Below are 24,061 nucleotides of genomic sequence, written 5' to 3'. Positions count from 1 at the left end.
CTTCTTTGCTCCAACTCTTTGTTTCGACGCGTCTTTGCGATTCCTGGTGATTCCAACAAATCGCAAAACGCTTTGGACGGATGCGGAGGAAATCATGTCGCTCTCATATTACCAGGCCACCGTGCCGGTTTTCGTGCACGCTCTGGGGGCTATCTCGGGGGTTCTCGACAAGGCGACAGCCTTTGCCGAAGCCAAGAAGGTCGATCCCGCGGTGATGTGCGGGCTCAGGCTCACCGCCGACATGCTGCCGCTTTCGCGGCAGGTCAGCACGAGCTGCGATTTCGCCAAGTTGTGCGTGGCGCGGCTTTCCGGCGTCGAGGCGCCGAAATTCAACGATGACGAGAAGGACTTCGCCGAATTGCGTTCGCGCATCGCAAGGACGCTGGAATTCATCCGCTCCGTCCCCCAGGCCGATGTGGAGGCCGGCGGCGGGCGCACGATCAGCCTGAAGATCGCCGGCACACAGCGCGACCTGAAGCCGGACGATTATCTCAACTTCTATGCCCTGCCGAACTTCTATTTCCACGCCTCCACGGCCTACGCCATCTTGCGTGCCAATGGCGTTGAGCTCAGCAAGAAGGACTATCTCGGCCCGCTGTTCGACTGAGGGTGCCTGAGGGCCCAGGCGGGCTGCCTCGACAAAGCGGCTGAAACGATCCTACAAGCGCTCATGCGCTTTCGCTTCGTCCACGCCGCCGATCTGCATCTCGACAGCCCCATGCATGGGTTGACGGCTCGCCAGCCCGAGCTGGCGGCACTGTTCGCTCGGGCGACGCGCGAGGCGTTCGAAGCCTTGATCGACGACGTGCTGGCCCGCAAGGCGGCCTTTCTGGTGATCTCGGGGGACGTCTATGACGGCGACTGGCGCGATTACCACACCGGCCTGTTCTTTGCCGGCCAGCTCGCGCGCCTGTCGCGGGCCGGCATTCCCACCTACCTGATCCAGGGCAATCACGACGCGGAAAGCCAGATCTCGCGCAAGGTGACATTGCCGCCCCTGGTGCATTCTTTCGGCACCCGCAAGGCCGAAACCATGGAGCTGCCCGAGCTAAGAGTCGCGCTGCATGGGCGCAGCTTCGCGGAGCGCTCCTTGAGCGATAATATCGTGCGCGATTTTCCACCTGCGCGGCCTGGCTGGTTCAATCTCGGCCTTCTGCATACCTCGCTCGACGGCCGAGCTGGCCACGCCTCCTATGCGCCCTGCAGCCTGGCCGATCTCAAGGCTCGCAACTACGACTACTGGGCCCTCGGTCATATCCATGCGGCCGAAATCGTCGCCACCGATCCCCCTATCGTCTTCCCTGGCAATCTCCAGGGCCGTCATGTGCGGGAAAGCGGGCCGAAAGGCGCCATGCTGGTGGAGGTCGAGGATGGCGCCGTCGCTTCGCTCATCCCCCTGGTGCTCGACAAGGCGCGCTGGGGCCATCGCCGCATCGCGATCGACGAGGCGACGACGCTCGCCGAGGTGCTGGCACGGGTCGAGCCCGCCCTGCGGGAGGAAATTACCGCAGCGGGCGAACGCCCGCTGGCGCTGCGCCTGACGCTGACGGGTGAAACGCCTGTTCATGACGGACTTGCCGCCGACAGCCAGCATTTGCGAGCCGAGATCCAGGCCGCCGCCGATCGGGTTAGCGAGCGCCTCTATATCGAGCGCATCGAACTCTCGACTACGATGCCGCAGATCGCGATGGACGAGACTGTCGGCTTTGCCGATCCGCAAGGCCTGTTGGCCGGGCTCGAAGCCGAGTCGGATTTCGCTGAGGCTTTTGCAGGTGTCGTCGAGGAGATCCTGGCCAAATTGCCGGACGAGGTGCGCCAGGCCGTGCGCGGCGAGGAGATCGGGACGGCTCTGGTGGAAGAGGCACGCGCCGTCGCCTTGGCGCGCCTGCGCCGGGGCGGCAAGGCCGGTGCCGGAGAGGCGGCATGAAGCTCACCCGCCTCGATCTCGATCGCTATGGTCCCTTTACCGGGACGCGTCTCGATTTTCGTCCCGATGCCGATCTGCACATCGTCTATGGCCCGAACGAGGCGGGCAAGAGTTCGGCCCTGTCGGCGATCACCGACCTGCTCTATGGTTTCGAGCCGCGCAGCCCCGCCAATTTCAGGCATCGCTACGAGGATTTGAAGGTCGGCGCCGAGCTGCAACGGGCTGATGGCGAACCCTTGCGGTTTTGGCGACGCAAGCGGCTGAAGAATTCCCTCACCGATGCCGAGGACACGCCGCTCGACGACGGGTTGCTCGAACAGTTGTTGAGCGGCATTTCGCGGGAGGTCTTCCTGGCTGCCTTCGGGCTCGACCAAGCCGGCCTGCGCGAGGGCGCCCGCCAGATGCTGGCGGCCGAGGGCGAGGTGGGCGAAAGCCTGTTTGCAGCGGCCTCCGGCCTGAAGACCCTGGTTTCGGTTCGCGCCGGGCTGGAGGGTGAGGCGGATGGGCTGTTCGGAGCCCGCAAGTCGAACAAGCGTGCCTTCTATGAGGCGCAGGAGCGGTACGATCAGGCCCGCCGGGCGCTGAGCGAGCAGTCTCTGCGGGCCGACGACGTGCGCAGTCTCGAAGGTGAGATCGAAGCCGGTGAGGCGCGAGCCCGCACCCTGGCCGAGCAATTGCGCCAGGCCGGAATCCGGCGTGCCCGTATCGACCGCGTCCGCCGTGTCGCCCCCTTGCTCGCGCGCATGGGCAAGGCCGAGGCGGCCCTGGCTGCTCTCGATACCCGGCCGGATCTGCCCGACGGCTTCGCCGCCGAGATCGAGGCGGCGCTGGTCCGGGCCGAGAACGGACGCGAGGCCATGGCCCGCCTGGCGCGCGAGATTGGTGATACCGAGCGGGCCCTGGCCGCGATCGCCGTCGATGATGATTTGCTGGCGGCGGGAGAGGCGATTACGGCCCTCAATGAGGAGCGCGCCGCCCTGGCCAAGGCGATGCAGGATCTGCCGCGGCGGGAGGCGGAAGCGCGGCAAATCGCTGATGACCTCGACGACCTGGCCCGGCGGCTCGGCCAGAAGGACCGGGCTGCCCTCTCGGCGTTGAGCCCGGACGATCTCGCCCTCGAACGCATCCGAGTGCTGGCCGAGCGCCGGCGCGAGATCGAGCGCGAAGGCGGCGAAAGCCGGCGCGCCGTCGAGCGGGCGCGCGAAGCGATCGACGGGCTGAAACGCAAGACGGCCTCCGTCCGGGCGGGCTCCGATCCCGGCCCCCTGCGCCAACGCCTGAAGGCCATGCAGCCGGCCCTGGCGGAAGCCGGCGCCCTCGAAGAGCAGGAAGGCGAATTGGCCCGTCGCCGGGCGCTGCAGCAGGACAGGCTGGCGCGGCTGTCGCCGGCGGTGGCTGATGAGCCCAGACTCTGGGCCTGGCGCGAGCCGTCCGAGGCAGAGATTACCCAGGCCGAGCAGGCGTTGGCGGCGCTGGAGAGCACAGCCCGCGAGCAGGAAACCGAAGTCAGGCGGCTGCGGGAAGCCCTCGCAGAAGCCGACGCTCTTCTGGCCGAAACCGGGGGCGAGGACGGGCTGATCGACGATGCCTTGCTGGCCCGCGAACGGTCGGAACGCGATGCCTTGTTCGACGCTGTAATCGCCGAGCCCTCGCAGGCTGTGGCGAAGGCCTATCGCAAGATCGTCGGCGCCGTGGATCAACTCGCTGACCGCAGGCTGGCACAGGCCGAGCATCTGGCTCGCCGTGAAGTGGCGCGCCGGACGCGAGCCAGGGATGCCGCGGCCCTTGCGCGGGCTGAGGTGGGGATCGCGGCGCGTTTGCAGGAAAGCGAGAAGGTGGGGCAGGCCTGGCAGGCGCTGTTCGCGTCGCTCGGCTGCAAGACGGAGGCGCCGGCGGTGATGCGTCGCTTTCTGGCCGAGCTCGCAAGGCTGCGCGAGGAACGCCAGGCACTGCAGGAGCTCGAACTCAGGATCGAGCGGAGCCGGCGGCGTCTGGCCGGTGAGCGGCCAGGGCTCGAGGCTCTCGCCGCCGAGATCGGCATTGCGGGCGCACCGGCGCAGAGCCTGCCCAGCCTGATTCGGCTGATCGAGGACGGTCTTGCCGCACTCGAACTCGGGGCTCGCGAGGCCCGCTCACTCGCCGACCAGCTCGCAGCAAACCAGGCCGAGCTGACCCGGGCGGAAAAATCACAGGAAGCGGCCGAGGCGGCGCGCGCCGCCACCCAGTCGGATTGGACCGCCGCACTCGCCGTTCTCGGCCTGGCGCCCGAGGCGAGCCCCCAGGAGGCCGCCAAGGCGAGCGAACTCTGGATCGCCGTCCAGGGCAAGCTTGCCCAGTTCGGCAGCCTCGATCACCGGATCGCCAGTATTCTCGACGATCGGACCACCTTTGCGCAACACGCCGCGGGCCTGGTCGACAAGCTTCCCTCCGAGGCGAGCGGCGATCCGGCGGAGACGGCTCTTGGCCTGATGACGGCTCTGACGGCGGCCCGTGACGCGGCGATCCGTCGTCGCACTGCACGGGAGAGCCTGGATCGCTATCGCGATGCGCTGACCAAGGCCGAGGCGGCCCAGCGTAGCCATGACGATGCCTTGGCCGGCCTTGCCGCTACGGCCGGCTGCGAGACGGCGGCGCTTGCCGCGCTAGCCGCCGACCTCGCCTTGCGTGCCGGCCTCCGCCGTGAGCTTGCCGCTGCGCGGGCCGAACTGGGCGGACAGGGCGACGGCCTGGAGGAGGCAGTGTTGCGGCATGAAGCGGCCGAGATCGGTATCGACGAGGCCGCGGGCGAGAGCGAGGCCGTGCAGGCCGAACTCAACGGCCTGATCGAAGCGGACAAGCAGGCGGCCCTCGCCCTCGGGGAATTGCGGCGGCGGCGCGAGGCGATCGAGCGGGAAGCCGGCGCGGCCGGCGCGGCCCAGGCACGGGAGGACGCGCGCACCGACCTTGCCCGCATCACCCGCGACTATCTGGTGCTGAAGACGGCCTCCCTGTTGCTGGAGGCGGGGCTGGAGCGCCAGCTACGCTCCGAACAGGGACCGCTGATCGCGCGGGCCGGCGGCCTGTTCGCTACCATCACCGCCGGCGGGTTCTCCGGTATCGCCACGCTCTATGACGAGGCCGACAGGCTGCGCCTGGCCGCCCGTCGGCCCGATGGCGGGACCACCGATATCGGTGGCTTGAGCGAGGGCACGCGGGATCAGCTCTATCTGTCACTTCGCCTTGCCCATCTCGAAGCCATGGCGGGGCGGCGTGAGGTGCCCCCCTTCATCGGCGACGATTTGGTGATGACCTTCGATGAGGAGCGCGTCGCCGCCGCGCTGCAGGTGTTGGCGGCCAAGGGCTCGGGGCTGCAGAAGATCCTGTTTACGCATCATCGCCATGTGGTAGAGATCGCCCGCGAACGCCTGGGACAGGCCGTCGACATCATCATGCTGGACCCGCAAAACCCGTCCGAAAGCTGACGGAAGCGTTCATAGTCCATTCAGCTTGTACCCCCTAAAATGCATCCCATAGGTTCAAGGGCACAAAGCAGCTACCGCTGGTGGCGCTTCTGGAGCGCCCCACGTGAGGAACTGATTATGTTGAAGAAAATTCTCGCATCGGCCCTGGTTGTTGCCACTGTTGCCGGTGCCTCGATGGCGACGACCGGCACCGCCGAAGCTCGCTACGGCCGTGGTGGCGCCTTTGCCGGCGGTGCGGCGGCCGGTCTCGTTGGCGGCCTGCTCCTAGGCGGTGCGCTGACCAATCGTGATCGCTACTATGACGAGGGCTACTATGAAGAGCCCGCTCCGGTCTATGTGCAGCCCCGCTGCTGGTTCGAGCGCCAGCGCGTGCCGAACCAGTACGACTACGGCTATCACGTCGAGCGTGTGCGCGTCTGCCGCTAACAGAATTTCACGGTAGCGTCCTCGCACCGGCCTGCATCAGCGGTCGGCAGCGAGGCCCCGGAACCCCGCCGAGAGGCGGGGTTTTCATTTTGAGAGTATCGTTCGAAAAGTGGGTGCCGGTTTTCGGAAAAACGATGTGATAGCAAGAACTTACAGCATCGGACACGATTCCGAAATCGGGCCCGATGCTGTAAAAAACCGGTTTTCTCCGGCGACGTTCTACTCTAGAGCAAGGCCCATTCAGATCGAAACGCTCTTTGCTCCGGCTCCCCATTGACGTGCCTTTGCAAGTCCCGGCGATTCCGCCGGGCCGCAAAACACTCTAAGGGAGTCCGGCGCAAGCAAGCGCTCTGGCCGCGCGGAGAAAAAGATGGCACCGGTGGATTTCGAAGCCTTCGTAGATGAACTCGCCAATGTTTCGGGCACCACGATCCTGCCTTTCTTCCGTTCGGCCCTGGCGGCGGAAGACAAGTCCGGCGGCGGCAGTTTCGATCCCGTCACCGAGGCGGACCGTGGCGCCGAGGCGGTGATTCGCCAGAAGATCCGGGCGATGTTTCCCAGCCATGGCGTGATGGGTGAGGAATATGGCTCCGAGCGCCTCGATGCCGAGTTCGTCTGGGTGCTCGATCCGATCGACGGCACCAAATCCTTCATCTCCGGCATGGTCGGCTGGGGCACGCTGATCGGCCTGCTGCGCAACGGCCAGCCCTGCTACGGCATGATGCATCAGCCCTTCACGCGCGAGCGCTTTTCGGGCGATGGCGGCTCGGCTCGATATCGCGGCCCGGGCGGCGAGCGCACCATGCGCACCCGCTCCTGCGCGGGCCTCGCCGACGCCGTGCTCTACACCACCAGTCCCCGCCTGATGGCCGAGCCCGATCGGGCGTTGTTCTCGGTGGTGGAAGAGAAGGTGAAGCTCTCGCGCTATGGCGGCGATTGCTACGCCTATGCCATGCTGGCGATGGGCCTGGTCGATCTGGTGATCGAGGCCAATCTGCAGCCCTATGACATCACGGCCCTGATCCCGATCGTGGAAGGCGCCGGCGGCGTCATCACCACCTGGGACGGCGGTCCTGCCCAGGCGGGCGGACGGATCGTCGCGGCGGGCGATGCTCGCGTGCATGCGGCGGCGCTCTCCCTGTTGCAGGCCGGCTGACGGCCCCGCAGAGCGGACATCACAGCTCCATGAAGTTCATGGGGCGATGTCCGCATTTGCGGCCAGGAGAAGAGCGGACAGGTGTCCGCGCTCCCAGGACTCACACCTGAGTGCCCGGAATGAAGGCGTCGAAGGCGGCCCAGAAGGCTTCGCGGATGGCGTCGCGCTCCTGGGTGATCTCGTGGCGCGAGCCGGGCAGGGTCAACGTCCGGGTGGCGTAGAGCTTGGAGGCGAAATGCTGGGCTGCCGGCGAGGAGACGACATGGTCGTCGCCCGCCAGCATGATCAGGGTAGGGATCCGCCAATCCGCCCCAAAACGCGGATCGGCGAGCCGGTCCATCACCCGGAAAGCGGCGCGCACCCAGCCTATCGTCGGCCCGCCGATGGCAAGCTCAGGGGCGTCGCGGGCGATCTGGGCGGCGCGTTCATAGCGAGCCTTGTCCGAAGTCACCGGATTGCCGTCAAAAGGCTTGAGCCCGACCGGGCGGGTCGACCAGCCCGGCACGATCAGCCGTCCCAGGCCGATCCCGCCGAGGAAACGTGCAAGCCAGCGGGCACCTGGGGGCTTGCGGCCAATCTCGATCATGGGCGCGGTGACGACGAGGCGGTCGAACCAGATCGAGCCGGGCGGCATATTGGCGAACAGGATGGCGCCCCCCATCGAGTGGGCCAGCGCGTAGAACGGGCCGGGGCATTCGGGCAGTGCGATCTTGCGCATGAAGGCGTCGAGATCTGGCCCGAAATCGGCGAAATCATCGATATGGCCTAGGCGCCCGTCGCCCAGCAGGCGGTCGGATCCGCCTTGCCCCCGCCAGTCCAGGGTTGCCACGGCAAAGCCCCGGGCCCGCAATTCGCGGATCACCTCGAAATATTTCTCGATGAACTCCGACCGTCCCTGAAACAGGCAGACGGTTCCCTTGGGATGCGGCGACAGCGAAGGCCAGCGCACCGTGCGCAGGCTGATCCCGTCCCGGGTGGTGAGCGCTTCGAGTATGGCGCCATCGGGACAGGGATTCTCGGGGCTGCCGTGAAGGCGCATCACGCTGGTGGGCTGGAGCATGACCTGCTCCTTAACGCATTTTCCAGAAAAGTCGGCAGACTTTTCGATCAAGAAAATGCATCGAAACGAAAATTGGAGAGAATTGCGGCTCGCAGAGACCGTAATTTGCGCCAGCATCTTTTGTGGTGGCAGCGTCAAATAACGAGCCCGCCCGCGCCGGGAGCGCAGGCGGGCTGCCGGACTGCTCCGGAGCACGCCGAGCTATCGAGTTTCAGCTCGAGCCTACCAGCGTGGACCACTCCAGGGACGCGGCGGGACCCAGCTGTCATTGTCCCATTGGCGGGGAGGCCGGGCCCAGCCCAATTGCCGCAGTCCCGTAATTTCGGTGGTATGGCCATCGATGACGATGAGGACGCGCCCGCCCTCCGAGCCCTCCGCTTCGGCGATGTAGCTGTCGCCCCGCACGCGTTTGATGACGACGTTGCGGTATCCCCGGCCGGCCAGGCTGGAAATGATGGCGCGCGGCGGCAGCAGGCGTGGATTCCCTGCCTCGTCCGGCCCCCGACCGACCTCGTTCGGTGCCTGCGGAAGACCTCGATTGGCTCCCAGCGTCGGTGCCTGCTGCGGCGTCTGGGCGTAATTATTCAACGAGTTTTGCGCGAAGGCGGCATTCACATCGGTCTGAAAGCCCAGGGTCAGGAGGGCCAGACCGGCAATCACCCCGATAAGGGTTCGGCAGGGCATGAAGCTTCTCCAGACCAGATCTGCGGGCACCATAGCCGGAACTGTGTGAACAACGATGCAAGCGCTCGTTCACGTGGCGTTCATCTTGCATGGAGAACGGCGTACCTAAACTTCATCCGAGTTTGCGTGTGCCTTGTTACAGCCGGAACAAGCCCAGCTATGACAAATCAGGACTTTCCTTGTTGAACAGCGCCGCATCAAGGCGTGGAGCTGGAGCGTTCCGGTCGCGCGCCGTGCCGATCCTGCTCAGTCGAGAGAGGCGCCGAGATCGCGCAGATAGGCGGCCGCGACATGGGGTTGCACGGTGGCGGTGCGCACGATGTCATCGAAGCGGCGTGTCAGCAGGCGGATATGTTCGCTGGCATTGAGGACAAGGTAGGTCGGTCCTAGATAGACCGCGGCGCGGGAATTGCCGAAGATGGTGAAGGGCGCCGAATAGGTGTGCCTAAGATCGTACAGATTGAGCCGCAGCGTCGGATAGAGTTCGTCCACCAGGTTGGCCATGGTGTGGAACTGGGTCTTCCGGGCAGCGCTATCGAAGCCCTCCCATTGGGCCTGGCCCTTGGCGAAGAGTTCCAGCGCCTGGACGGAGACACAGGCCTCCATCTCGCCGCCATCGCGGATGGCGGCGATGGTCAACCGCCGCCGCTCGGCCAGGGCCGGGTTCGAATCTGGGCCGAGCGCCACCGCATATTCGAACTGCATGACCTCGTCCGTCTTCAGGAAGTCGGGAAAGCTCATCGGCACGGTGCGCAATTTGCGGCCCGCCGCCTCGGCATGCCAACGCAGGAAGCGCTCGTTGAAGGGGGCATGGGCCTGGGTCTCGATGGTCAACACCGCTTCAACCAGCTCGGCGCCGATCTGCTCGCGCTGGCTGAGGCCGAGCAGCCAGTCGATCGAGATGCGGCAGCCCTTGGCGATAGCCGCCAAAGTCTCGGCCCGCGGCAGGCGGTCATTCTCCGCCGACAGCAATTGCGACAGGGTGGAGCGATCGATGCCGACATGGCGGGCGAAGCCCGCCTGGTTCAGGCCGGTCTGGCCAATGACCCGTTCGAGCCGGTCGCGAAAGCTCTGAGCCGCGGTAGGGTGTGCCATTTCTGCCCTGAATGTTTATAATTATCAACGAATGATGAAACAATCTACATAGGAGATTATTAAACTACAAATGTCAATGTTATGCGACAACACAATCCTTGTGTGATTTAGGCTTTCGCCGCATCATCACTGTAATTATGGAGTGATTTGAATGCGTAAGGCTGAGATTCAGGCGCGGCGGAGACGGAAGGCGGTCGAGTGGCCGACCGTCGCTCTTGCAGCTTTAATCTATAGCTTTTGGGGGATGTTGACCTATTTTCATGCCGCGATTCCGCTCTGGCTCTGGATTCCGCTCGGAGCCTGGACGGTCGCCTGGCATGCTTCGCTCCAGCATGAAATCATCCACGGGCATCCGACCTCGAACCGGACGCTCAATCGCTGGATCGGCTGCTGGCCGCTGCTCTTATGGCTGCCCTATGAATCCTATCGCATCAGTCACCTGCTGCATCACCGCGACGAACGGCTGACCGACCCGCTCGACGATCCGGAATCGCACTACTGGACACAGGAGCAATGGGATCGGCTTGGCCGCTTCCATGCCTGGACGATCCGCGCCAACGCCACCTTCCTTGGCCGGATGATCATCGGGCCGGCGCGGGCAATGTCGACCTTCCTGTTCCGCGAAGCCCGTGCCGTGTGGCGCAATGAGCCGATGCATCGCCGCATCTGGACCAGCCACGCCCTGCAGCTCCTGGTGGTGCTGGCCTGGCTCGTGCTGGTGTGCGGTCTCAATCCGCTCGTGTATTTTGTGGCGATCGTCTACCCCGGCACGGCGCTGATGCTGGTGCGTTCCTTCGCCGAGCACCGCGCGGAGAATGACGTGGAGGAGCGCACGGCCATCGTCGAGAACGCGCCGGTGCTAGGCCTGCTCTTCCTCTACAACAACCTGCATGTCGTGCATCACGACAATCCGATGATGCCCTGGTACGAAATCCCGGCCTGGTACCGCGCTAACCGCGAGCGGGTGATTCGTGAGAATGGCGGTCTGGTCTATAACGGCTATTGGGACGTGGCCCGGCGTTATTTCGTCACCGAGCACGACACGCTGATCCATCCCTATGGCCGGGCGCCCGCACAGGGATGAGCCTGGCGGGCCCATCGCATCGGCCGCCTGTTTGTTTTCTGTTCATCGATTCGGAAAAAAGGGCAGGCCGAAGCCTGCCCTCACGATATTCCCGTCGGAAGCCACCCTCTACCGGGTCATCCGGATCTTGGCGCCCGACAGCGTGGCCGCGCCCTCATAGGCGCCGTCGCCCGTCGGGAACAGACGCACGGCGGTGCGGCCGCCCGGCTCAAGCAGATCGATCTCCTGGCCACGCTGCTGCCAGGCATTGACCTTGGCGAGCGATCCGGCCTGGCAGCCGGACGGAGAGGCACGGTAGACGTCGAGCAGGGCCTGGCGCGTCAGCGAGATGTTGCAACTGCCGCGCGCCGCATCGGAAATCTTCCAACTCCCGGAGATGCCGCCGGTAGACGGCGCCCGCGGCGTGGTCGGCAGGGCCGCGACCTGGTTGCTCGGCGGCGCGAGCGAGGTGGAGGGGGCAGCGGCCGTGCCGCCCGGCGTCGCCTCGCCGCCGGCGGGCGGCAGGGGCTGGGAGGTCACGTCCTCCGTCGGTGCGGCCATCAGCGGCTCCGGCGCCGGTACGGGGCGACCGGCATCAGGTGGGGGGCGGCGCGAACTGCCGAAATCGAAGGCGTCGCCAAGGCGGGATGACGACGCGCAGGACGCCAGCAGCAGGGCACAAGGTAGAATTGCCAGCGCGGAAAATCTCATCGGTCCATCCGGTCCCAGTCAGAGTTATCAGGTACTGCCCATAACAGATCGAGGCGCACGGCGACAGCAAGAAGCGCAACGCCGCAGGCGATAAATCGGGCAAACAATCTCGCGTGCCGTAGGGGAAATTGGACCGCGAGGCCACACTGCCCTGTTGAGCTGGTTCTGTGTCGAATCTTTGATAGGCTCGATGATCTTAAGGCTTGCTTAAATCAATTTCGCCAAGGTGTGGCCTGAACGTCACACGTCCCGGAGAGAACCCATGGCTGCCCCGAGCGCCGTTGCAGTGCTGGTCGCCCTGTCGACGATGACGTCGTCGGCCGCTCCGATCGGCCGCGTCGACAGCAATCTCGAACTGCCCAAGCTCACGCTCCACGCACCCGCCACCGTTCCAGCCGCGGCCTCTCCCCGGCTTGACCGCAATGAACTCGGCAAGCTTCCTCCGGTGGAAGACGTGGACGTCACCGGCCCGGTGCGGTAGCCGCGTCGCGAATTTGATGAAATCCCTTCTCCCCATGCGGGAGAAGGTCCCGGCAGGGGGATGAGGGGAATAATTCGCTACCCCTTTTTTAACGTCGTGAAGCAGGACCAACGTGGCTTCGCCCGTTCAATGCGAGCTGAATCGACCGACGCGGAAGCCAGGCTTTGGCGGTTATTGTGTGGTCGCCGGTTATCCCACCTGAAGTTTCGCCGGCAGGCGCCAATCGGAAATACATCGTCGATTTCGTCTGTTTCGAATGCAGGCTGATCGTCGAGGCCGATGGTTCGCAACATGCCGAAAGCACGCATGATCAGGAGTGAGATCGCTGGCTGGAAGCACAAGGCTTCACCATCGTGCGTTTCTGGAATGCCGAAATCCTGAAAACGCCGCAGATTGTGCAGGATACAATCCTGGCGCGGGTGACACCCCCGCCCTCACACCTGCCTTGCCACCATCATCTTCTTGATCTCGGCGATCGCCTTGGCTGGATTCAGACCCTTGGGGCAGGTCTGCGCGCAGTTCATGATGGTGTGGCAGCGATAGAGCTTGAAGGGGTCCTCCAGCTCATCCAGCCGATCGCCGGTGCGCTCGTCGCGGCTGTCGATCAGCCAGCGATAGGCCTGCAGCAGGGCGGCGGGGCCGAGATAGCGGTCGCCGTTCCACCAGTAGCTCGGGCAGGAGGTGGAGCAGCAAGCGCACAGGATGCATTCATAGAGGCCATCGAGCTTCTCGCGGTCACCATGCGACTGCCGCCATTCCTTTTCCGGCATCGGCGTGTCGGTCTTCAGCCAGGGCTCGACCGAGGCGTGCTGGGCATAGAAGCGGGTAAGGTCGGGCACCAGGTCCTTCACCACCGGCATATGCGGCAGCGGATAGATCTTGATCACGCCCTTGATGTCGTCCATCGCCTTGGTGCAGGCCAGCGTGTTGGCCCCGTCGATGTTCATGGCGCAGGAGCCGCAGATGCCTTCGCGGCAGGAGCGGCGGAAGGTCAGCGTCGGATCGATGGTGTTCTTGATCCAGATGATGGCGTCCAGCACCATCGGGCCGCAATCGTCGAGATCGACGAAATAGGTATCGGTGCGCGGGTTCGACTCACCGTCCGGATCGTAGCGGTAGATCTTGAACTCGCGCAGATTCTTCTGGCTCTCCGGCTTCGGCCAGACCTTGCCGCTGACGATGCGGGAGTTCTTGGGAAGTGTGAGCTGAACCATTTTCGAGTCTCTCGTGGATCGCGGAAGGCGCCCGGATAGGTCTGTTGATGTCGGGTCGGCGGCTGCTCGCGTCAGCGAGCCACCTTTCTCAATAAACGCGTGCCTTCGGCTCGATATACTGGACGTCGTTCGACATGGTGTAGGTGTGAACGGGCCGGTAATCGATCGTGACGGACTTCTTCTCGGTGTCGGCCCAGGCCAGCGTGTGCTTCATCCAGTTCTGGTCGTCGCGGTTGGGGAAATCCTCATGGGCGTGGGCGCCGCGGCTTTCCTTGCGATTCTCTGCGCCGTCCATGGTGACCACGGCCTGGCTGATCAGATTGTCGAATTCCAGGGTTTCGATCAGGTCCGAGTTCCAGATCAGCGAGCGGTCGGTGACGCGCACGTCATCGGCACTGCCCCAGACCTGATGGATCTTCTGCTTGCCTTCGGCGAGCGAGGCGCTCGTGCGGTAGACGGCGCAGTCGCTCTGCATCACATGCTGCATGGAAAGGCGGAGTTCGGCGGTGGGCGTCGATCCCTTGGCGTAGCGCAGGCGATCGAGGCGTGAGAGCGCCTTCTCGGCCGAATCGGCCGGCAGGTCGGCATGCTTCTCGCCGGGCTTGATCGTTTCGGCGCAACGCAGGCCCGCCGCGCGGCCGAAGACCACGAGGTCGATCAGCGAGTTGGAGCCGAGGCGGTTGGCGCCGTGCACGGAGACGCAGGCTGCTTCACCCAGGGCCATCAGGCCGGGGACGATCGCATCCGGGTCGTTGCCTTTCTTGGTGAACACTTCGCCGTGATAATTGGTGGGGATGCCGCCCATGTTGTAATGCACCGTCGGCAGCACCGGGATCGGCTCCTTGGTGAGATCGACGCCGGCGAAAATGCGGGCCGATTCGGAGATGCCCGGCAGGCGCTCGGCCAGGATCTTGGGATCGAGGTGGTCGAGATGCAGGAAAATGTGATCCTTGCGCTTGCCGACGCCCCGGCCTTCGCGGATTTCCATGGTCATGGCGCGCGAGACCATGTCACGCGGGGCAAGGTCCTTCACAGAGGGGGCATAGCGCTCCATGAAGCGCTCGCCTTCCGAATTGGTGAGGTAGCCGCCCTCGCCGCGGGCGCCTTCGGTGATCAGGCAGCCGGCGCCATAAATGCCAGTGGGATGGAACTGCACGAATTCCATGTCCTGCAGCGGCAGGCCGGCCCTGAGCACCATGGCGTTGCCGTCGCCGGTGCAGGTATGGGCCGAGGTCGCGGTGAAATAGGCGCGACCATAGCCACCTGTCGCCAGGATGGTGCGATGGGCGCGGAAGCGATGGATGGTACCGTCGTCCATCTTCAGGGCCACGATGCCGCGGCACTGGCCATCCTCATCCATGATCAGGTCGATGGCGAAATATTCGACGAAGAACTCGGCCTGGTGCTTGAGCGCCGCGCCGTAGAGCGTGTGCAGCATGGCGTGGCCGGTGCGATCGGCGGCGGCGCAGGTGCGCTGGGCGATGCCCTTGCCGAAATCGGTGGTCATGCCGCCGAAGGGGCGCTGGTAGATGCGGCCGTCCTCGGTGCGCGAGAAGGGCACGCCCCAATGCTCAAGCTCGTAGACGGCGGCGGGCGCGTTGCGCACCAGATATTCGATGGCGTCCTGATCGCCGAGCCAGTCCGAACCCTTGACGGTGTCGTACATGTGGAAGCGCCAGTCGTCGCGACCCATATTGCCGAGCGAGGCGGCGATGCCGCCCTGTGCGGCCACGGTGTGGGACCGCGTCGGGAAGACCTTGGTGATGCAGGCGGTGCGCAGCCCCGCTTCGGAACAGCCGACCACGGCGCGCAAGCCCGCGCCACCGGCGCCCACAACCACGACGTCATAGGTGTGATCGGTGATGGGATAGGCAGTGCCCAGGGCGGAGGGGGTGGTAACGGTGCCTTCGGCCATGGCTTACATCCCGAAATTCAGTTTCAGCAGCGCGTAGAGACAAGCAGCCCCTACCAGGAGCGAGAAGAAGGTGTTGGCGAGTACTGCCAGGATCTTCAGGCTTTCCGTCTCGACATAGTCCTCGATGATCACCTGCATGCCGGCCCGCATATGGACGATACCGGCGATGATGAACAGGAACAGCAGGATGGCGACGAGCGGCGAGGACAAGGTGGCTATCGCCGTGGCCTGGCTGGCGCCGGCAAGGCAGATCACCGTCAGCACGAAAGCGATGGTGAGCGGCACCATGGCGGCGCCGGTCAGGCGCTGCAGCCAGAAATGATGGGTACCGGACCTGGCCGAACCGAGGCCGCGCACGCGGCCGAGAGGGGTCTTGAGGCTCTTGCTCATGTCGGGTCCTCAGTTGGCGCTGCTGAAGGCCAGCAGGCCGACGATCCAGATCAGCACCGTGAGCGCCACCGATCCAATCAAATTGGCCCAGGCATAGACGTTGCGTTCGCCCGGCCCGAGGCCATGCCCGAAGTCCCAAATGAAATGCCGGATCCCGCCGAGCATGTGATGCATCAGAGCCCAGGTATAACCGAACAGGATGAGGAGGCCGAGCGGACTGCCGATGAACCACTGCATCCAGGCGAAGGCCGACGGGCTGGTCGCCGCAGCCAAAAGCCACCAGGCGAGCAGCAAGGTACCGACATAGAGGGCCCCGCCGGTCACGCGGTGCAGGATCGACATCGTCATGGTGATCGGCCAGCGATAGATCTGCAGATGCGGCGACAAGGGACGCGAATCAGCCAGGCCAGGCTTGCCGGCGGACGCGTTAGGATCGGCCATCGGAAGGACCTCCAGTTTCGACCCGTTATAATCTTGCTGCGATGCGATATCCTGTCGGCGGGCTCAGTGCAATGGATTAGAACGCGAATCCCGAGATCCTGGCGGATTTTGGGCGCAGAGCAGCCATGCAGATCGAAATATTTTCACGATGTCTGGGCATGCGATGCTTGAAACCGCCGCAAGCGGGGCCACATGGTCTCGCGTTGAGGAGGGTAACATGGTCACACAGTCCCGTATGTATGACGATGCCGGCCGTCGTTTCGAGCGGCGCAAGGAACAGCTCAGGGCCAATTTCCTGCCCAAGCTGAAGCTGGCGCTCGCCCATATACCCTTCGCTTCCGATCTCCTGGCCGCCTATTACGCGGTGCTCGACCGCGACACGCCCTTCAAGGTGCGGGCGACGCTGGCGGCTGCGCTCGCCTATTTCGTGCTGCCTTTCGACATCGTCCCCGATTTCATCGTCGGCCTCGGCTTCACCGACGATGCCGCCATCCTCTATGCCGCCATCCGCATGGTCTCCGGCGCCATACTGCCGCGCCATCACGAAGCGGCCCGGCGCTGGCTGGACGAGGTGAAGAAGGGGCGCTAGCCCTCCCACCGCGCGTCGATCGAGGCCGCCTTGATCATGGCCAGGACGCCATCGCCCTGGCCCAGGCCAAGCTCATCGACGGCGTTGCGGGTGATGAAGGCGGAAAGCTTGTCGCCGCCGGTGAGTATGAGGTCGACGCGGGCGACTGGGCCGTCATCGGCATCGATCGCCTGGACTTGCGCCCCCAGCATGGTGCGGATCGACACGCTGCCCGGGCGTTTCATGGCGATGGAGACGTCGGAGCCTCGCACCACCACGCGCACCTTGGTCCCGGGCGGGCCGGCGCGGCCGGGAATGCTGATCGGGCCAGCCGGGTGATCAAGGGTCGAGAGGCCGTAATGCTCGTCATAGCCGCGCACGCGTGCTTCCAGCAGCGAGACCGTCTCGAAGCGCTGATTGGAGAGCGGGCCGGATGCCGGTACCAGCACGTCCTGCGGCGTGCCGATGCGGCTGACCTGGCCGGCCTCCAGGACCACGACACGGGCGGCGAGGCGCGCTACCTCCTCCACCGCATGCGAGACATAGAGAATCGGCACCTTCATCTCGTCGCGCACGCGCTCGATCAAGGGCAGGATTTCGAGCTTGCGCGGCGCGTCGAGCGCGGCGAGTGGTTCGTCCATCAGCAGCAGGCGAGGAGAGGCCAGCAAGGCGCGGCCGATGGCCACGCGCTGTTTCTCGCCGCCCGAAAGCGCGTTCGGCCGGCGGCCCAACAGCTTTTCGATGCCAAGCACGCCGACAACCGCGTCGAATTCGAGCTTCGGGCCGGCGACGTCGAGCGATCGACGGTTGAAGAAGCGGCCATAAAGGAGGTTCTGCCTGGCGGTGAGATGCGGGAAAAGCTGGGCATCCTGGAAGACCAGGCCGATCCGGCGCCGATGCGGAGCGAGGAAGGTACGGGAGGAGGCCTCGAACAGCGTCTGCCCATCGAGGCGGATATGCCCACTGTCGGGCCGGATCAGCCCGGCCATGGCATTGAGGAGCGTGGTCTTGCCCGAGCCCGAACGGCCGAACAAGGCGGTGATGCCGCCAACCGAGGTAAAGGCCGATTCGAGCGTGAAGCCGGCGCGCCGGACGATGATGTCAGCCTCGATCATGCGGCGCTCGCAAGATCGGGCAGGGTAGCGATGAAACGGGCGCGGATCTCGGGCGTCGGCATCAGACAGCTCTCGCGCTTGCCGAACAGGCGGTAGCGGTTGCGGGCGATACGGTCATAGAGGAAATCCCGCACGGGGCGGGGTACGGCCTTCAGCACGACCGCCCAGCGCCAGCCCGGCAGGCCCCGGCCGATGGCGATGGCCGCATCCGCCTTGAAATAGGCGATGCCGTCGCTGATCACGGCGACAGCCTCGGGATCATCCGCCCGGATGCCGAAACGATCGGCGAGCACGGCGCCCGCTTCACTCTGAATGGCGACGAATCGGAAACGGCTGAGGGCATCCCGGGGAACGACGAAGGCCACCATGCCCGAACACAGGACGCAGACCCCGTCGAACAGAATCAGTCCGTCGGGCAGGTCGCCTGCAGGCTGCGGGCGCCATTGGTTCACGAAAACTCTCCCATGATCTTGCGAAGGCATTCCCGGGTGCGCGGACGTCCTGCGACACTCAAGAGAGTGTCGGACGATCCGCATCCTGGACACGGCCCATCCGCAGGAAAGGAAGATGCGGCCGAGACGTCCGCGCACCCGGGGATATTGCGCATCCCGTACCTGCGATCATAGAAAGGCCAACCCCCGGGCGCAATCGCCCTTCCGCCAGCGAGCTTCTTGTGATCCCTTCTTCTTCAGACATCGTCATCGTCGGCGGCGCCGCCATGGGCTCAGCCACCGCCTATTTCCTCAAGGTCGAACTGGGTTTCGCCGGCTCCGTCACGGTGATCGAGCGCGATCCGACCTATGCCCATTCCTCGACCACCCTGTCGGCCGCCTCGATCCGGCAGCAATTCTCCACGCCCGAGAACATCCGCATGAGCCTGTTCGGCCTGGAGATCATGCGCAATCTCAAGGAGCGCTTCGGCCCGAGCGCCGACATCGGTTTCCATGAGGGCGGCTACCTCCTGCTGGCTAGCGAGGGCGGTAAGGCGATCCTCGAGCAGAACTGGCAGGTCCAGCAGGCCGAGGGCACGGCGATCGAGCTGCTCGATCCGCAGGCTCTCAGCCATGAATTTCCCTGGCTCAATGTCGAGGGCATCGCTGCCGGTGCCTATGGCCGCCGGGGGGAGGGCTGGTTCGACGCCCATTCCCTGCTCGATCTCTTCCGCAAGGCGGCGCGGGATGCCGGTGCCATCTATGTGAAGGACGAGGTGATCGGCATCGATCACCGGGACGGCAAGGCCGAGGCGGTCAGACTGAAATCGGGCGGGCGCATCGCCTGTGGCACGCTCGTCAACGCGGCGGGGCCGCAGGGTGGCGACGTTGCCGCCCTGGCCGGGCTCCGCCTGCCAGTCGAGCCGCGCAAGCGCTCCGTCTTCGTGGTGCGCTGCAGGACCGAGTTGCCACGCATGCCGCTGCTGGTCGAGCCAGGTGGCATCTATATCCGGCCGGAGGGCGACGTCTATATCTGCGGCGGTGCCGAGGACGAACGCGGCGAGAAGCGGGCCGACGGCGATTTCGAGGTCGATTACAGCCTGTTCGAGGAAGCCGTCTGGCCAGCCCTGGCCACCCAGGTCCCGGCGCTGGAGGAGCTCAAGCTCATACGGGCCTGGGCGGGGCATTACGAATACAACACGCTCGACCAGAATGCTGTGATTGGCCCGCATCCGGCCATGCCGAACTTCTTCTTTCTCAACGGCTTTTCCGGCCACGGCCTGCAGCAGGCTCCGGCCGCCGGGCGCGCCGTCGCCGAACTGATCACGACGGGCCGCTTCCAGACGCTGGACCTGTCGGTGTTCGGCTATCGGCGCGTGATCGAGAACAAGCCGGTCTTCGAGCTCAACGTGATCTGAAGGTGGGCCGATGTGGAGCGCTGGTGTAGCAGCCCTTAACTATCTGACCTATAAGGTGAAATCGTAGATTTTTGTCATGCCCAGGCTTGACCCTGGGCATCCAGAGGGGCCTCGTAACTAGAAAGAGAGGCTGGATTGCCGGGTCAAGCCCGGCAATGACAGGACTTGAGCCAATCCGAACGCGGATGGGCTCTGGCCGCGCTTTCAGTGCGACTTGGCGGCGCTTGCGGCGCCCTTCAGCGTGATCAGCACCATCACGGCCATGACGATGGCATTCCAGCCGGCCAGCGAGAGGCCGGCGATACGCAAGCTTGGATTGGTGCAGGACACCACGGTGGAAGTGTCGATCGCATCGAGGAGCCCACCGACATTGGCCGGGTTGGAACCGATATTGCCGGCGGCGCAATTGGCGGGGCCGAGCCAATAGTTCCACTCCGCCCCCGCCTGGTAGATGCCGAGGCCGCAGCCATAGGCGAACAGGGCCGCCAGCAGCAGCAAGGCCACCACCATCACTTTCGCCGACAGCCTGTCGCCGATGAAAGCGAGAATGAAGGCGATGGGCACGCCGACATAATAGGGCCAGCGCTGCTCTAGGCAGAGCGGGCAGGGCGCATAGCCGAAGCCGTGCTGCAGCACCAGGGCGCTGACGATGACGACGAGGCCGATCAATCCGGCCGCGAGCGCGGAGCGGGAACTGAGATTTACTGGCATGTTGCGGTACTACCCGATGGCATCAGATATTCGACGACGAAGAACCCGCCCACCAGCACCACCACGAAGGCGATCGCCACCAGCGCCAGGTGCTTTTCGATGAAGGCGCGGATGCGCTCGCCGAAGAAGTTGAGGAAGCCGGCCAGGATGAAAAAGCGGGCGCCGCGCGTGAGCAGCGACAGCAGGACGAACCAGAAAAGGCTGTAGCCGGCAAAGCCCGAGGTGATGGTCACGATCTTGTAGGGGATCGGCGTCAGGCCTTTGATCAGGATGATCCAGCTGCCATATTGGGCATAGAGGCAGCGGAACTGCTCGACGCCGTGCTGGTAGCCATAGGCGCTGATCAGCCAGGACCCGACCGTGTCGTAGAGCAGCCAGCCGATCAGATAGCCGAGCACCCCGCCCAGGACGGAGGTGACAGTGCAGACGGCGGCGTAGAACCAGGCCTTCTTCGGTTGGGCGACCGCCATCGGCACCAGCATGACGTCGGGCGGAAACGGGAAGAAGGAACTTTCGGCAAAGGAAACGATGCCGAGGGCCCAGACGGCCCGTGGACTTTCCGAAATGCGGATCATCCAGTCATAGAAGCGGCGCAGCATGGTTTTCCCTGAGCAGGCAGTCCGGATCCGTCCATCGGGCGGTGCCGGGCAGTCCGGGGCGTTGCAGGATATGAGAGCATGACGGTGGTGGGATTCCGGCACGCTCGCGGCGGGATCGTGCCCCCTGGGAAGAGGTCGGAGAACAAGTGATCCCGTCATCACTTGCCGCCACCTCCGGCGACGCTGTCACCACGACTTGCACCGCTAGTCGTGGCTGAAAATGACGGATTCAAGGCAATTCACTTACTCTTCGAAGTTTCCTTAGCGGGCATACGGCGGGAAATCCACCGGCGCCACAGCGTTTTGCGATTTGACGGCATCAGTTCAAATCGCAAAGACGCGTCGAAACAAAGAGTTAGAGAAAAGAAGCGTTTACGCCTAAACGCGCTTTGCTCCAGAAGGCGGCGATCAACTTCCCGTTGGAAACCTCATCCTGCCCCAGAAAAGGCGGGATACGGCGCCAGTGTCTCTCGACAACAATGACGAATCGTTAACGATTGAAACTTCGTTAACCATATTGGCCGCATTTATCCTGAATGAACGAGACCAGCGCAAACTCGACCAAGAGCCCGGCCATGATCGCCGGGGCGCTGTTTGCGTTGCTGTGCTTTGCAGGTCTGCCCGCCCGGGCTGAGCAGGCGGCGCCTCCGTCGGCCCCGTCCGCCGCCGACGAGGCTGCCGCCAAACGCCAGGACCTCGCGCGCATCCAGGGCGAGATCAAGCTGTCCGACGAGACGCTGGCGCGCCTGCGCAAGGAGATCCAGGCGATCGGGAGCGACAGCGAGAAGCTGCGCCAGCAATTGGTCGAAACCGGTGATCAGACGCATGAGACCGAAGCCAAGGTGCTGGGTGCCGAGGCGCGACTGGCTTCGCTCGACAGCAATGAGGACAATATTCGCGTCTCCCTCGATTCCAAGCGCGGCCTGCTGATCGAGGTGCTGGCCTCGCTCCAGCGCATGGGGCGCAATCCGCCGCCGGCCCTGCTGGTCAGCCCGGACGACGCGCTGGAGGCGGTGCGCACGGCGATGCTGCTGGGGGCGGTGCTGCCGGAAATGCGCCAGGAAATGTTGGCCCTGGTGGCCGATCTCAAGGAATTGGCCCGGGTGCGGGGCGAGATCACCATCGAACGCGACACGCTCAAGCAGGCGCTTATCACCCTCGCCGAGCAGCGCACCCGCACCCAGCTTCTGGTCGAGGAGCGCCAGAAGGTGCTGGCGCAGGAGCAGAACACCCTCACCAGCGAACAGGCCCATGCTACCGCCTTGGCGCAGGAAGCCGCCAATCTCAAGGATTTGATCGCCCGCATGGAGCGCGAGGTGGCGCCGGCCAGGCGCGCCGCCGACACCGCCGACGCGGCGGCTGGCCAGACCCGGCCTTCGCTCGCCGCCCTGCAGGATCCGAGCCGCCTGACCCCCGCAATGCCCTTCGACCAGGCCAAGGGTCTGTTACGCTTGCCGGTGACCGGCGCGATGCTGCGCGGCTTCGGCGCCGATGACGGCAATGGCGGCGCCGCCAAGGGCATGACCCTGACGGCGACGTCCGGCGCCAGCGTCACCGCGCCCTGCGACGGCTGGGTCGTTTTCGCCGGCAAGTTCCGCTCCTACGGCCAACTCTTGATCATCAATGCCGGTGGCGGGTATCATGTCGTGATGGCCGGCATGGACAAGATCAATGTGGGGCTGGGCCAGTTTGTCTTGACGGGCGAGCCGGTTGCCGCCATGGGTTCAGGTCCGTCTTTGGGATCGAACGTCGATCCGGGGTCTCAGGCGGGCTTGGGAATACAGGCGACGGCTGCGGCGTTTGGCGGTGCTTCAAGTGCCGGTCAACCCGCCCTATATATAGAGTTCAGGAAAGACGGTGTTTCCATAGACCCCACCCCGTGGTGGGCCAATCAAGGCGAGAAGGCACGCGGATGATTCGCAAGCTTCCCATTCTATTCTGCGGCGTGGCCATGGGCGCGATCGCGACGATCGCGGTGACGCAACCCCACCTGCTGCTGATGGGCGGTGCCAATGCCGCCGTCACCGACACCTACAAGCAGCTCAACCTGTTCGGCGACGTGTTCGAGCGGGTGCGTTCTGACTATGTCGAGCAGCCCGAGGACGGCAAGCTGGTGGAAGCTGCCATCAACGGCATGCTGACCTCGCTCGATCCGCATTCGAGCTACATGGATGCCAAGAGCTTCCAGGACATGCAGGTGCAGACCAAGGGCGAGTTCGGTGGTCTCGGCATCGAGGTGACCCAGGAGGACGGGGCCATCAAGGTGGTGTCGCCGATCGATGATTCGCCGGCGTCCAAGGCTGGCGTCCTCTCCGGCGACCTGATCACCGCCATCGACGGCGAAGCGACGCAGGGCATGACGCTGCAGCAGGCCGTCGACAAGATGCGCGGCGCCGTCAACACGCCGATCATCCTGAAGATCCTGCGAAACAAGGGCGAGCCTGTTGACATCAAGGTGGTGCGCGACATCATCAAGGTGCAGTCGGTCAAAGCCAAGAAGCTGGGCGATGACATCGGCTATATCCGCATCACCCAGTTCAACGAGCAGACCTTCGATGGCCTGAAGAAGAACATCGACAAGCTGAGCAAGGAAATCGGCCCGGACAAGCTCAAGGGTTTTGTCATCGACCTGCGTAACAATCCGGGCGGCCTGCTCGACCAGGCGATCCAGGTGTCGGATGCCTTCCTCGAACGTGGCGAGATCGTTTCCACGCGTGGCCGCCAGGCCGACGACGTGCAGCGTTATTCCGCCCGCAACGGCGACCTGACCGGCGGCAAGCCGGTGATCGTGCTGGTCAATGGCGGCTCGGCTTCGGCATCGGAGATCGTCGCCGGCGCCCTGCAGGACCACAAGCGCGCCACCATCCTGGGCACGCGCTCCTTCGGCAAGGGCTCGGTGCAGACCATCATTCCGCTGCAGGGCAATGGTGCGCTGCGCCTCACCACGGCGCGCTACTACACCCCGTCCGGCCGCTCGATCCAGGCCAAGGGCATCGAACCGGAGATCGTGGTTCAGGAGAACGTGCCCGACGACCTCAAGGGCAAGGACCAGACCAAGGGCGAATCCGGTCTCAAGGGCCATCTGGCCAATCCGGATGCCGACAACAAGTCGGAGGAAGGCGGCTCCTCGGCCTATGTGCCCGCCAACGAGAAGGACGATACCCAGCTCAACAAGGCGATCGACCTGCTGCATGG

23 protein-coding genes and 1 pseudogene are annotated in these 24,061 nt (G+C 64.6%); 12 read left to right on the top strand and 12 right to left on the bottom strand.

Annotated elements, in window-relative coordinates:
• Nucleotides 1-94: 94 nt before the first annotated feature.
• The 5 genes from AB4037_RS15435 (at nt 95) to hisN (ending at nt 6,970) form a co-directional block, all read left to right on the top strand.
• A complete protein-coding gene (locus tag AB4037_RS15435; RefSeq protein WP_441772123.1) occupies nt 95-607 on the top strand; it encodes a DUF1993 domain-containing protein in 513 nt (170 codons plus the stop codon).
• 63 nt (nt 608-670) lie between these two features.
• On the top strand, nt 671-1,927 hold the full coding sequence (locus AB4037_RS15430) for a metallophosphoesterase family protein (RefSeq protein ID WP_441772122.1): 1,257 nt from the start codon (nt 671-673) through the stop codon (nt 1,925-1,927).
• Nucleotides 1,924-5,388, top strand: coding sequence for an AAA family ATPase (locus AB4037_RS15425; protein WP_441772121.1), 3,465 nt, complete (start codon nt 1,924-1,926; stop codon nt 5,386-5,388). The genes AB4037_RS15430 and AB4037_RS15425 overlap by 4 nt, the downstream gene beginning before the upstream one ends.
• A gap of 117 nt (nt 5,389-5,505) precedes the next feature.
• Nucleotides 5,506-5,814 carry a hypothetical protein gene (locus AB4037_RS15420; RefSeq protein WP_434959038.1) on the top strand — a complete coding sequence of 103 codons (309 nt, stop codon included), beginning with the start codon at nt 5,506-5,508 and terminating at the stop codon, nt 5,812-5,814.
• A 370-nt stretch (nt 5,815-6,184) separates the two neighbouring features.
• Nucleotides 6,185-6,970: a histidinol-phosphatase gene (gene hisN / locus AB4037_RS15415; protein ID WP_434959039.1), complete on the top strand. Its 786-nt coding sequence runs from the start codon at nt 6,185-6,187 to the stop codon at nt 6,968-6,970.
• Nucleotides 6,971-7,070: 100 nt separating this feature from the next.
• Here hisN and AB4037_RS15410 read toward each other — a convergent pair whose 3' ends face one another.
• The 3 genes from AB4037_RS15410 to AB4037_RS15400 all read right to left on the bottom strand — a co-directional run bounded on the left by AB4037_RS15410 (nt 7,071) and on the right by AB4037_RS15400 (nt 9,809).
• Nucleotides 7,071-8,030, bottom strand: a complete 960-nt coding sequence (locus AB4037_RS15410; protein ID WP_441772120.1) for an alpha/beta fold hydrolase — start codon at nt 8,028-8,030, stop codon at nt 7,071-7,073.
• Between the two features lie 222 nt (nt 8,031-8,252).
• The gene (locus AB4037_RS15405) at nt 8,253-8,714 is read right to left on the bottom strand and encodes a hypothetical protein (RefSeq protein ID WP_434959041.1); all 462 of its coding nucleotides are present in this window, start codon (nt 8,712-8,714) and stop codon (nt 8,253-8,255) included.
• A gap of 246 nt (nt 8,715-8,960) precedes the next feature.
• A complete protein-coding gene (locus AB4037_RS15400; protein ID WP_441772119.1) occupies nt 8,961-9,809 on the bottom strand; it encodes a helix-turn-helix domain-containing protein in 849 nt (282 codons plus the stop codon).
• Between the two features lie 244 nt (nt 9,810-10,053).
• Between AB4037_RS15400 and AB4037_RS15395 the strand changes: the two genes are divergently transcribed.
• Complete coding sequence (locus AB4037_RS15395) at nt 10,054-10,893, top strand: fatty acid desaturase (RefSeq protein ID WP_441772118.1); 840 nt, start codon at nt 10,054-10,056, stop codon at nt 10,891-10,893.
• A gap of 108 nt (nt 10,894-11,001) precedes the next feature.
• Here the strand turns inward: AB4037_RS15395 and AB4037_RS15390 are convergent, their stop codons facing one another.
• The gene (locus AB4037_RS15390) at nt 11,002-11,583 is read right to left on the bottom strand and encodes an AprI/Inh family metalloprotease inhibitor (protein WP_434959044.1); all 582 of its coding nucleotides are present in this window, start codon (nt 11,581-11,583) and stop codon (nt 11,002-11,004) included.
• Between the two features lie 262 nt (nt 11,584-11,845).
• Here AB4037_RS15390 and AB4037_RS15385 point away from each other — a divergent pair, with 262 nt between their 5' ends.
• Both AB4037_RS15385 and AB4037_RS15380 read left to right on the top strand, forming a co-directional pair.
• Complete coding sequence (locus AB4037_RS15385; RefSeq protein ID WP_441772117.1) at nt 11,846-12,064, top strand: hypothetical protein; 219 nt, start codon at nt 11,846-11,848, stop codon at nt 12,062-12,064.
• Nucleotides 12,065-12,124: 60 nt separating this feature from the next.
• Nucleotides 12,125-12,474 (top strand): annotated as a pseudogene (locus AB4037_RS15380) (DUF559 domain-containing protein); the annotation flags it as partial.
• Nucleotides 12,475-12,498: 24 nt separating this feature from the next.
• On the opposite strand, the gene AB4037_RS15375 reads toward AB4037_RS15380, so the two are convergent.
• The 4 genes from AB4037_RS15375 to sdhC all read right to left on the bottom strand — a co-directional run bounded on the left by AB4037_RS15375 (nt 12,499) and on the right by sdhC (nt 16,024).
• Nucleotides 12,499-13,278 carry a succinate dehydrogenase iron-sulfur subunit gene (locus AB4037_RS15375; protein WP_434959046.1) on the bottom strand — a complete coding sequence of 260 codons (780 nt, stop codon included), beginning with the start codon at nt 13,276-13,278 and terminating at the stop codon, nt 12,499-12,501.
• An 88-nt stretch (nt 13,279-13,366) separates the two neighbouring features.
• The gene (sdhA, locus tag AB4037_RS15370) at nt 13,367-15,193 is read right to left on the bottom strand and encodes a succinate dehydrogenase flavoprotein subunit (protein ID WP_434959047.1); all 1,827 of its coding nucleotides are present in this window, start codon (nt 15,191-15,193) and stop codon (nt 13,367-13,369) included.
• Between the two features lie 3 nt (nt 15,194-15,196).
• Nucleotides 15,197-15,583 carry a succinate dehydrogenase, hydrophobic membrane anchor protein gene (sdhD, locus tag AB4037_RS15365; protein ID WP_434959048.1) on the bottom strand — a complete coding sequence of 129 codons (387 nt, stop codon included), beginning with the start codon at nt 15,581-15,583 and terminating at the stop codon, nt 15,197-15,199.
• 9 nt (nt 15,584-15,592) lie between these two features.
• Nucleotides 15,593-16,024, bottom strand: a complete 432-nt coding sequence (sdhC, locus tag AB4037_RS15360; RefSeq protein WP_441772116.1) for a succinate dehydrogenase, cytochrome b556 subunit — start codon at nt 16,022-16,024, stop codon at nt 15,593-15,595.
• A 217-nt stretch (nt 16,025-16,241) separates the two neighbouring features.
• Here sdhC and AB4037_RS15355 point away from each other — a divergent pair, with 217 nt between their 5' ends.
• Nucleotides 16,242-16,613, top strand: coding sequence for a YkvA family protein (locus AB4037_RS15355; RefSeq protein ID WP_434959050.1), 372 nt, complete (start codon nt 16,242-16,244; stop codon nt 16,611-16,613).
• Here AB4037_RS15355 and modC read toward each other — a convergent pair.
• Nucleotides 16,610-17,707, bottom strand: coding sequence for a molybdenum ABC transporter ATP-binding protein (gene modC, locus AB4037_RS15350; RefSeq protein WP_441772115.1), 1,098 nt, complete (start codon nt 17,705-17,707; stop codon nt 16,610-16,612). The two genes, AB4037_RS15355 and modC, sit on opposite strands and share 4 nt — an antisense overlap.
• Complete coding sequence (locus tag AB4037_RS15345; RefSeq protein WP_441772114.1) at nt 17,704-18,159, bottom strand: thiol-disulfide oxidoreductase DCC family protein; 456 nt, start codon at nt 18,157-18,159, stop codon at nt 17,704-17,706. Before AB4037_RS15345 ends, modC begins: the two co-directional genes overlap by 4 nt.
• A gap of 224 nt (nt 18,160-18,383) precedes the next feature.
• Here AB4037_RS15345 and AB4037_RS15340 point away from each other — a divergent pair, with 224 nt between their 5' ends.
• Nucleotides 18,384-19,556 carry an NAD(P)/FAD-dependent oxidoreductase gene (locus AB4037_RS15340; RefSeq protein ID WP_441772269.1) on the top strand — a complete coding sequence of 391 codons (1,173 nt, stop codon included), beginning with the start codon at nt 18,384-18,386 and terminating at the stop codon, nt 19,554-19,556.
• Between the two features lie 204 nt (nt 19,557-19,760).
• Here the strand turns inward: AB4037_RS15340 and AB4037_RS15335 are convergent, their stop codons facing one another.
• Together AB4037_RS15335 and AB4037_RS15330 are read right to left on the bottom strand one after the other, a co-directional pair.
• Nucleotides 19,761-20,267 carry a disulfide bond formation protein B gene (locus AB4037_RS15335; protein WP_434959054.1) on the bottom strand — a complete coding sequence of 169 codons (507 nt, stop codon included), beginning with the start codon at nt 20,265-20,267 and terminating at the stop codon, nt 19,761-19,763.
• Nucleotides 20,258-20,866, bottom strand: coding sequence for a YqaA family protein (locus AB4037_RS15330; protein WP_434959055.1), 609 nt, complete (start codon nt 20,864-20,866; stop codon nt 20,258-20,260). The genes AB4037_RS15335 and AB4037_RS15330 overlap by 10 nt, the downstream gene beginning before the upstream one ends.
• A gap of 536 nt (nt 20,867-21,402) precedes the next feature.
• Here AB4037_RS15330 and AB4037_RS15325 point away from each other — a divergent pair.
• Together AB4037_RS15325 and AB4037_RS15320 are read left to right on the top strand one after the other, a co-directional pair.
• A complete protein-coding gene (locus tag AB4037_RS15325) occupies nt 21,403-22,782 on the top strand; it encodes a murein hydrolase activator EnvC family protein (protein ID WP_441772113.1) in 1,380 nt (459 codons plus the stop codon).
• Nucleotides 22,782-24,061, top strand: a 1,280-nt coding sequence (locus AB4037_RS15320; protein ID WP_441772112.1) for a S41 family peptidase, incomplete at its 3' end; no start/stop codon positions are given. The genes AB4037_RS15325 and AB4037_RS15320, both read left to right, overlap by 1 nt.

This window comes from Labrys sp. KB_33_2, from assembly GCF_052114505.1.
Taxonomy (GTDB): Bacteria; Pseudomonadota; Alphaproteobacteria; order Rhizobiales; family Labraceae; genus Labrys.
The sequence above is the reverse complement of the archived record's forward strand: the minus strand, read 5'-3'. Positions and strand labels throughout refer to the sequence as shown.

What these genes read in the sequence shown, in the direction of transcription:
- AB4037_RS15335 (WP_434959054.1), bottom strand. Translation starts at nt 20,267, where the DNA reads ATGCCAGTAAATCTCAGTTCCCGCTCCGCGCTCGCGGCCGGATTGATC.
- AB4037_RS15430 (WP_441772122.1), top strand. Translation starts at nt 671, where the DNA reads ATGCGCTTTCGCTTCGTCCACGCCGCCGATCTGCATCTCGACAGCCCC.
- AB4037_RS15390 (WP_434959044.1), bottom strand. Translation starts at nt 11,583, where the DNA reads ATGAGATTTTCCGCGCTGGCAATTCTACCTTGTGCCCTGCTGCTGGCG.
- AB4037_RS15355 (WP_434959050.1), top strand. Translation starts at nt 16,242, where the DNA reads ATGGTCACACAGTCCCGTATGTATGACGATGCCGGCCGTCGTTTCGAG.
- hisN (WP_434959039.1), top strand. Translation starts at nt 6,185, where the DNA reads ATGGCACCGGTGGATTTCGAAGCCTTCGTAGATGAACTCGCCAATGTT.
- AB4037_RS15330 (WP_434959055.1), bottom strand. Translation starts at nt 20,866, where the DNA reads ATGCTGCGCCGCTTCTATGACTGGATGATCCGCATTTCGGAAAGTCCA.
- sdhA (WP_434959047.1), bottom strand. Translation starts at nt 15,193, where the DNA reads ATGGCCGAAGGCACCGTTACCACCCCCTCCGCCCTGGGCACTGCCTAT.
- AB4037_RS15325 (WP_441772113.1), top strand. Translation starts at nt 21,403, where the DNA reads ATGAACGAGACCAGCGCAAACTCGACCAAGAGCCCGGCCATGATCGCC.
- AB4037_RS15375 (WP_434959046.1), bottom strand. Translation starts at nt 13,278, where the DNA reads ATGGTTCAGCTCACACTTCCCAAGAACTCCCGCATCGTCAGCGGCAAG.
- AB4037_RS15410 (WP_441772120.1), bottom strand. Translation starts at nt 8,030, where the DNA reads ATGCTCCAGCCCACCAGCGTGATGCGCCTTCACGGCAGCCCCGAGAAT.
- sdhC (WP_441772116.1), bottom strand. Translation starts at nt 16,024, where the DNA reads ATGGCCGATCCTAACGCGTCCGCCGGCAAGCCTGGCCTGGCTGATTCG.
- AB4037_RS15405 (WP_434959041.1), bottom strand. Translation starts at nt 8,714, where the DNA reads ATGCCCTGCCGAACCCTTATCGGGGTGATTGCCGGTCTGGCCCTCCTG.
- AB4037_RS15400 (WP_441772119.1), bottom strand. Translation starts at nt 9,809, where the DNA reads ATGGCACACCCTACCGCGGCTCAGAGCTTTCGCGACCGGCTCGAACGG.
- AB4037_RS15425 (WP_441772121.1), top strand. Translation starts at nt 1,924, where the DNA reads ATGAAGCTCACCCGCCTCGATCTCGATCGCTATGGTCCCTTTACCGGG.
- AB4037_RS15395 (WP_441772118.1), top strand. Translation starts at nt 10,054, where the DNA reads ATGTTGACCTATTTTCATGCCGCGATTCCGCTCTGGCTCTGGATTCCG.
- AB4037_RS15385 (WP_441772117.1), top strand. Translation starts at nt 11,846, where the DNA reads ATGGCTGCCCCGAGCGCCGTTGCAGTGCTGGTCGCCCTGTCGACGATG.
- modC (WP_441772115.1), bottom strand. Translation starts at nt 17,707, where the DNA reads ATGATCGAGGCTGACATCATCGTCCGGCGCGCCGGCTTCACGCTCGAA.
- AB4037_RS15420 (WP_434959038.1), top strand. Translation starts at nt 5,506, where the DNA reads ATGTTGAAGAAAATTCTCGCATCGGCCCTGGTTGTTGCCACTGTTGCC.
- AB4037_RS15435 (WP_441772123.1), top strand. Translation starts at nt 95, where the DNA reads ATGTCGCTCTCATATTACCAGGCCACCGTGCCGGTTTTCGTGCACGCT.
- sdhD (WP_434959048.1), bottom strand. Translation starts at nt 15,583, where the DNA reads ATGAGCAAGAGCCTCAAGACCCCTCTCGGCCGCGTGCGCGGCCTCGGT.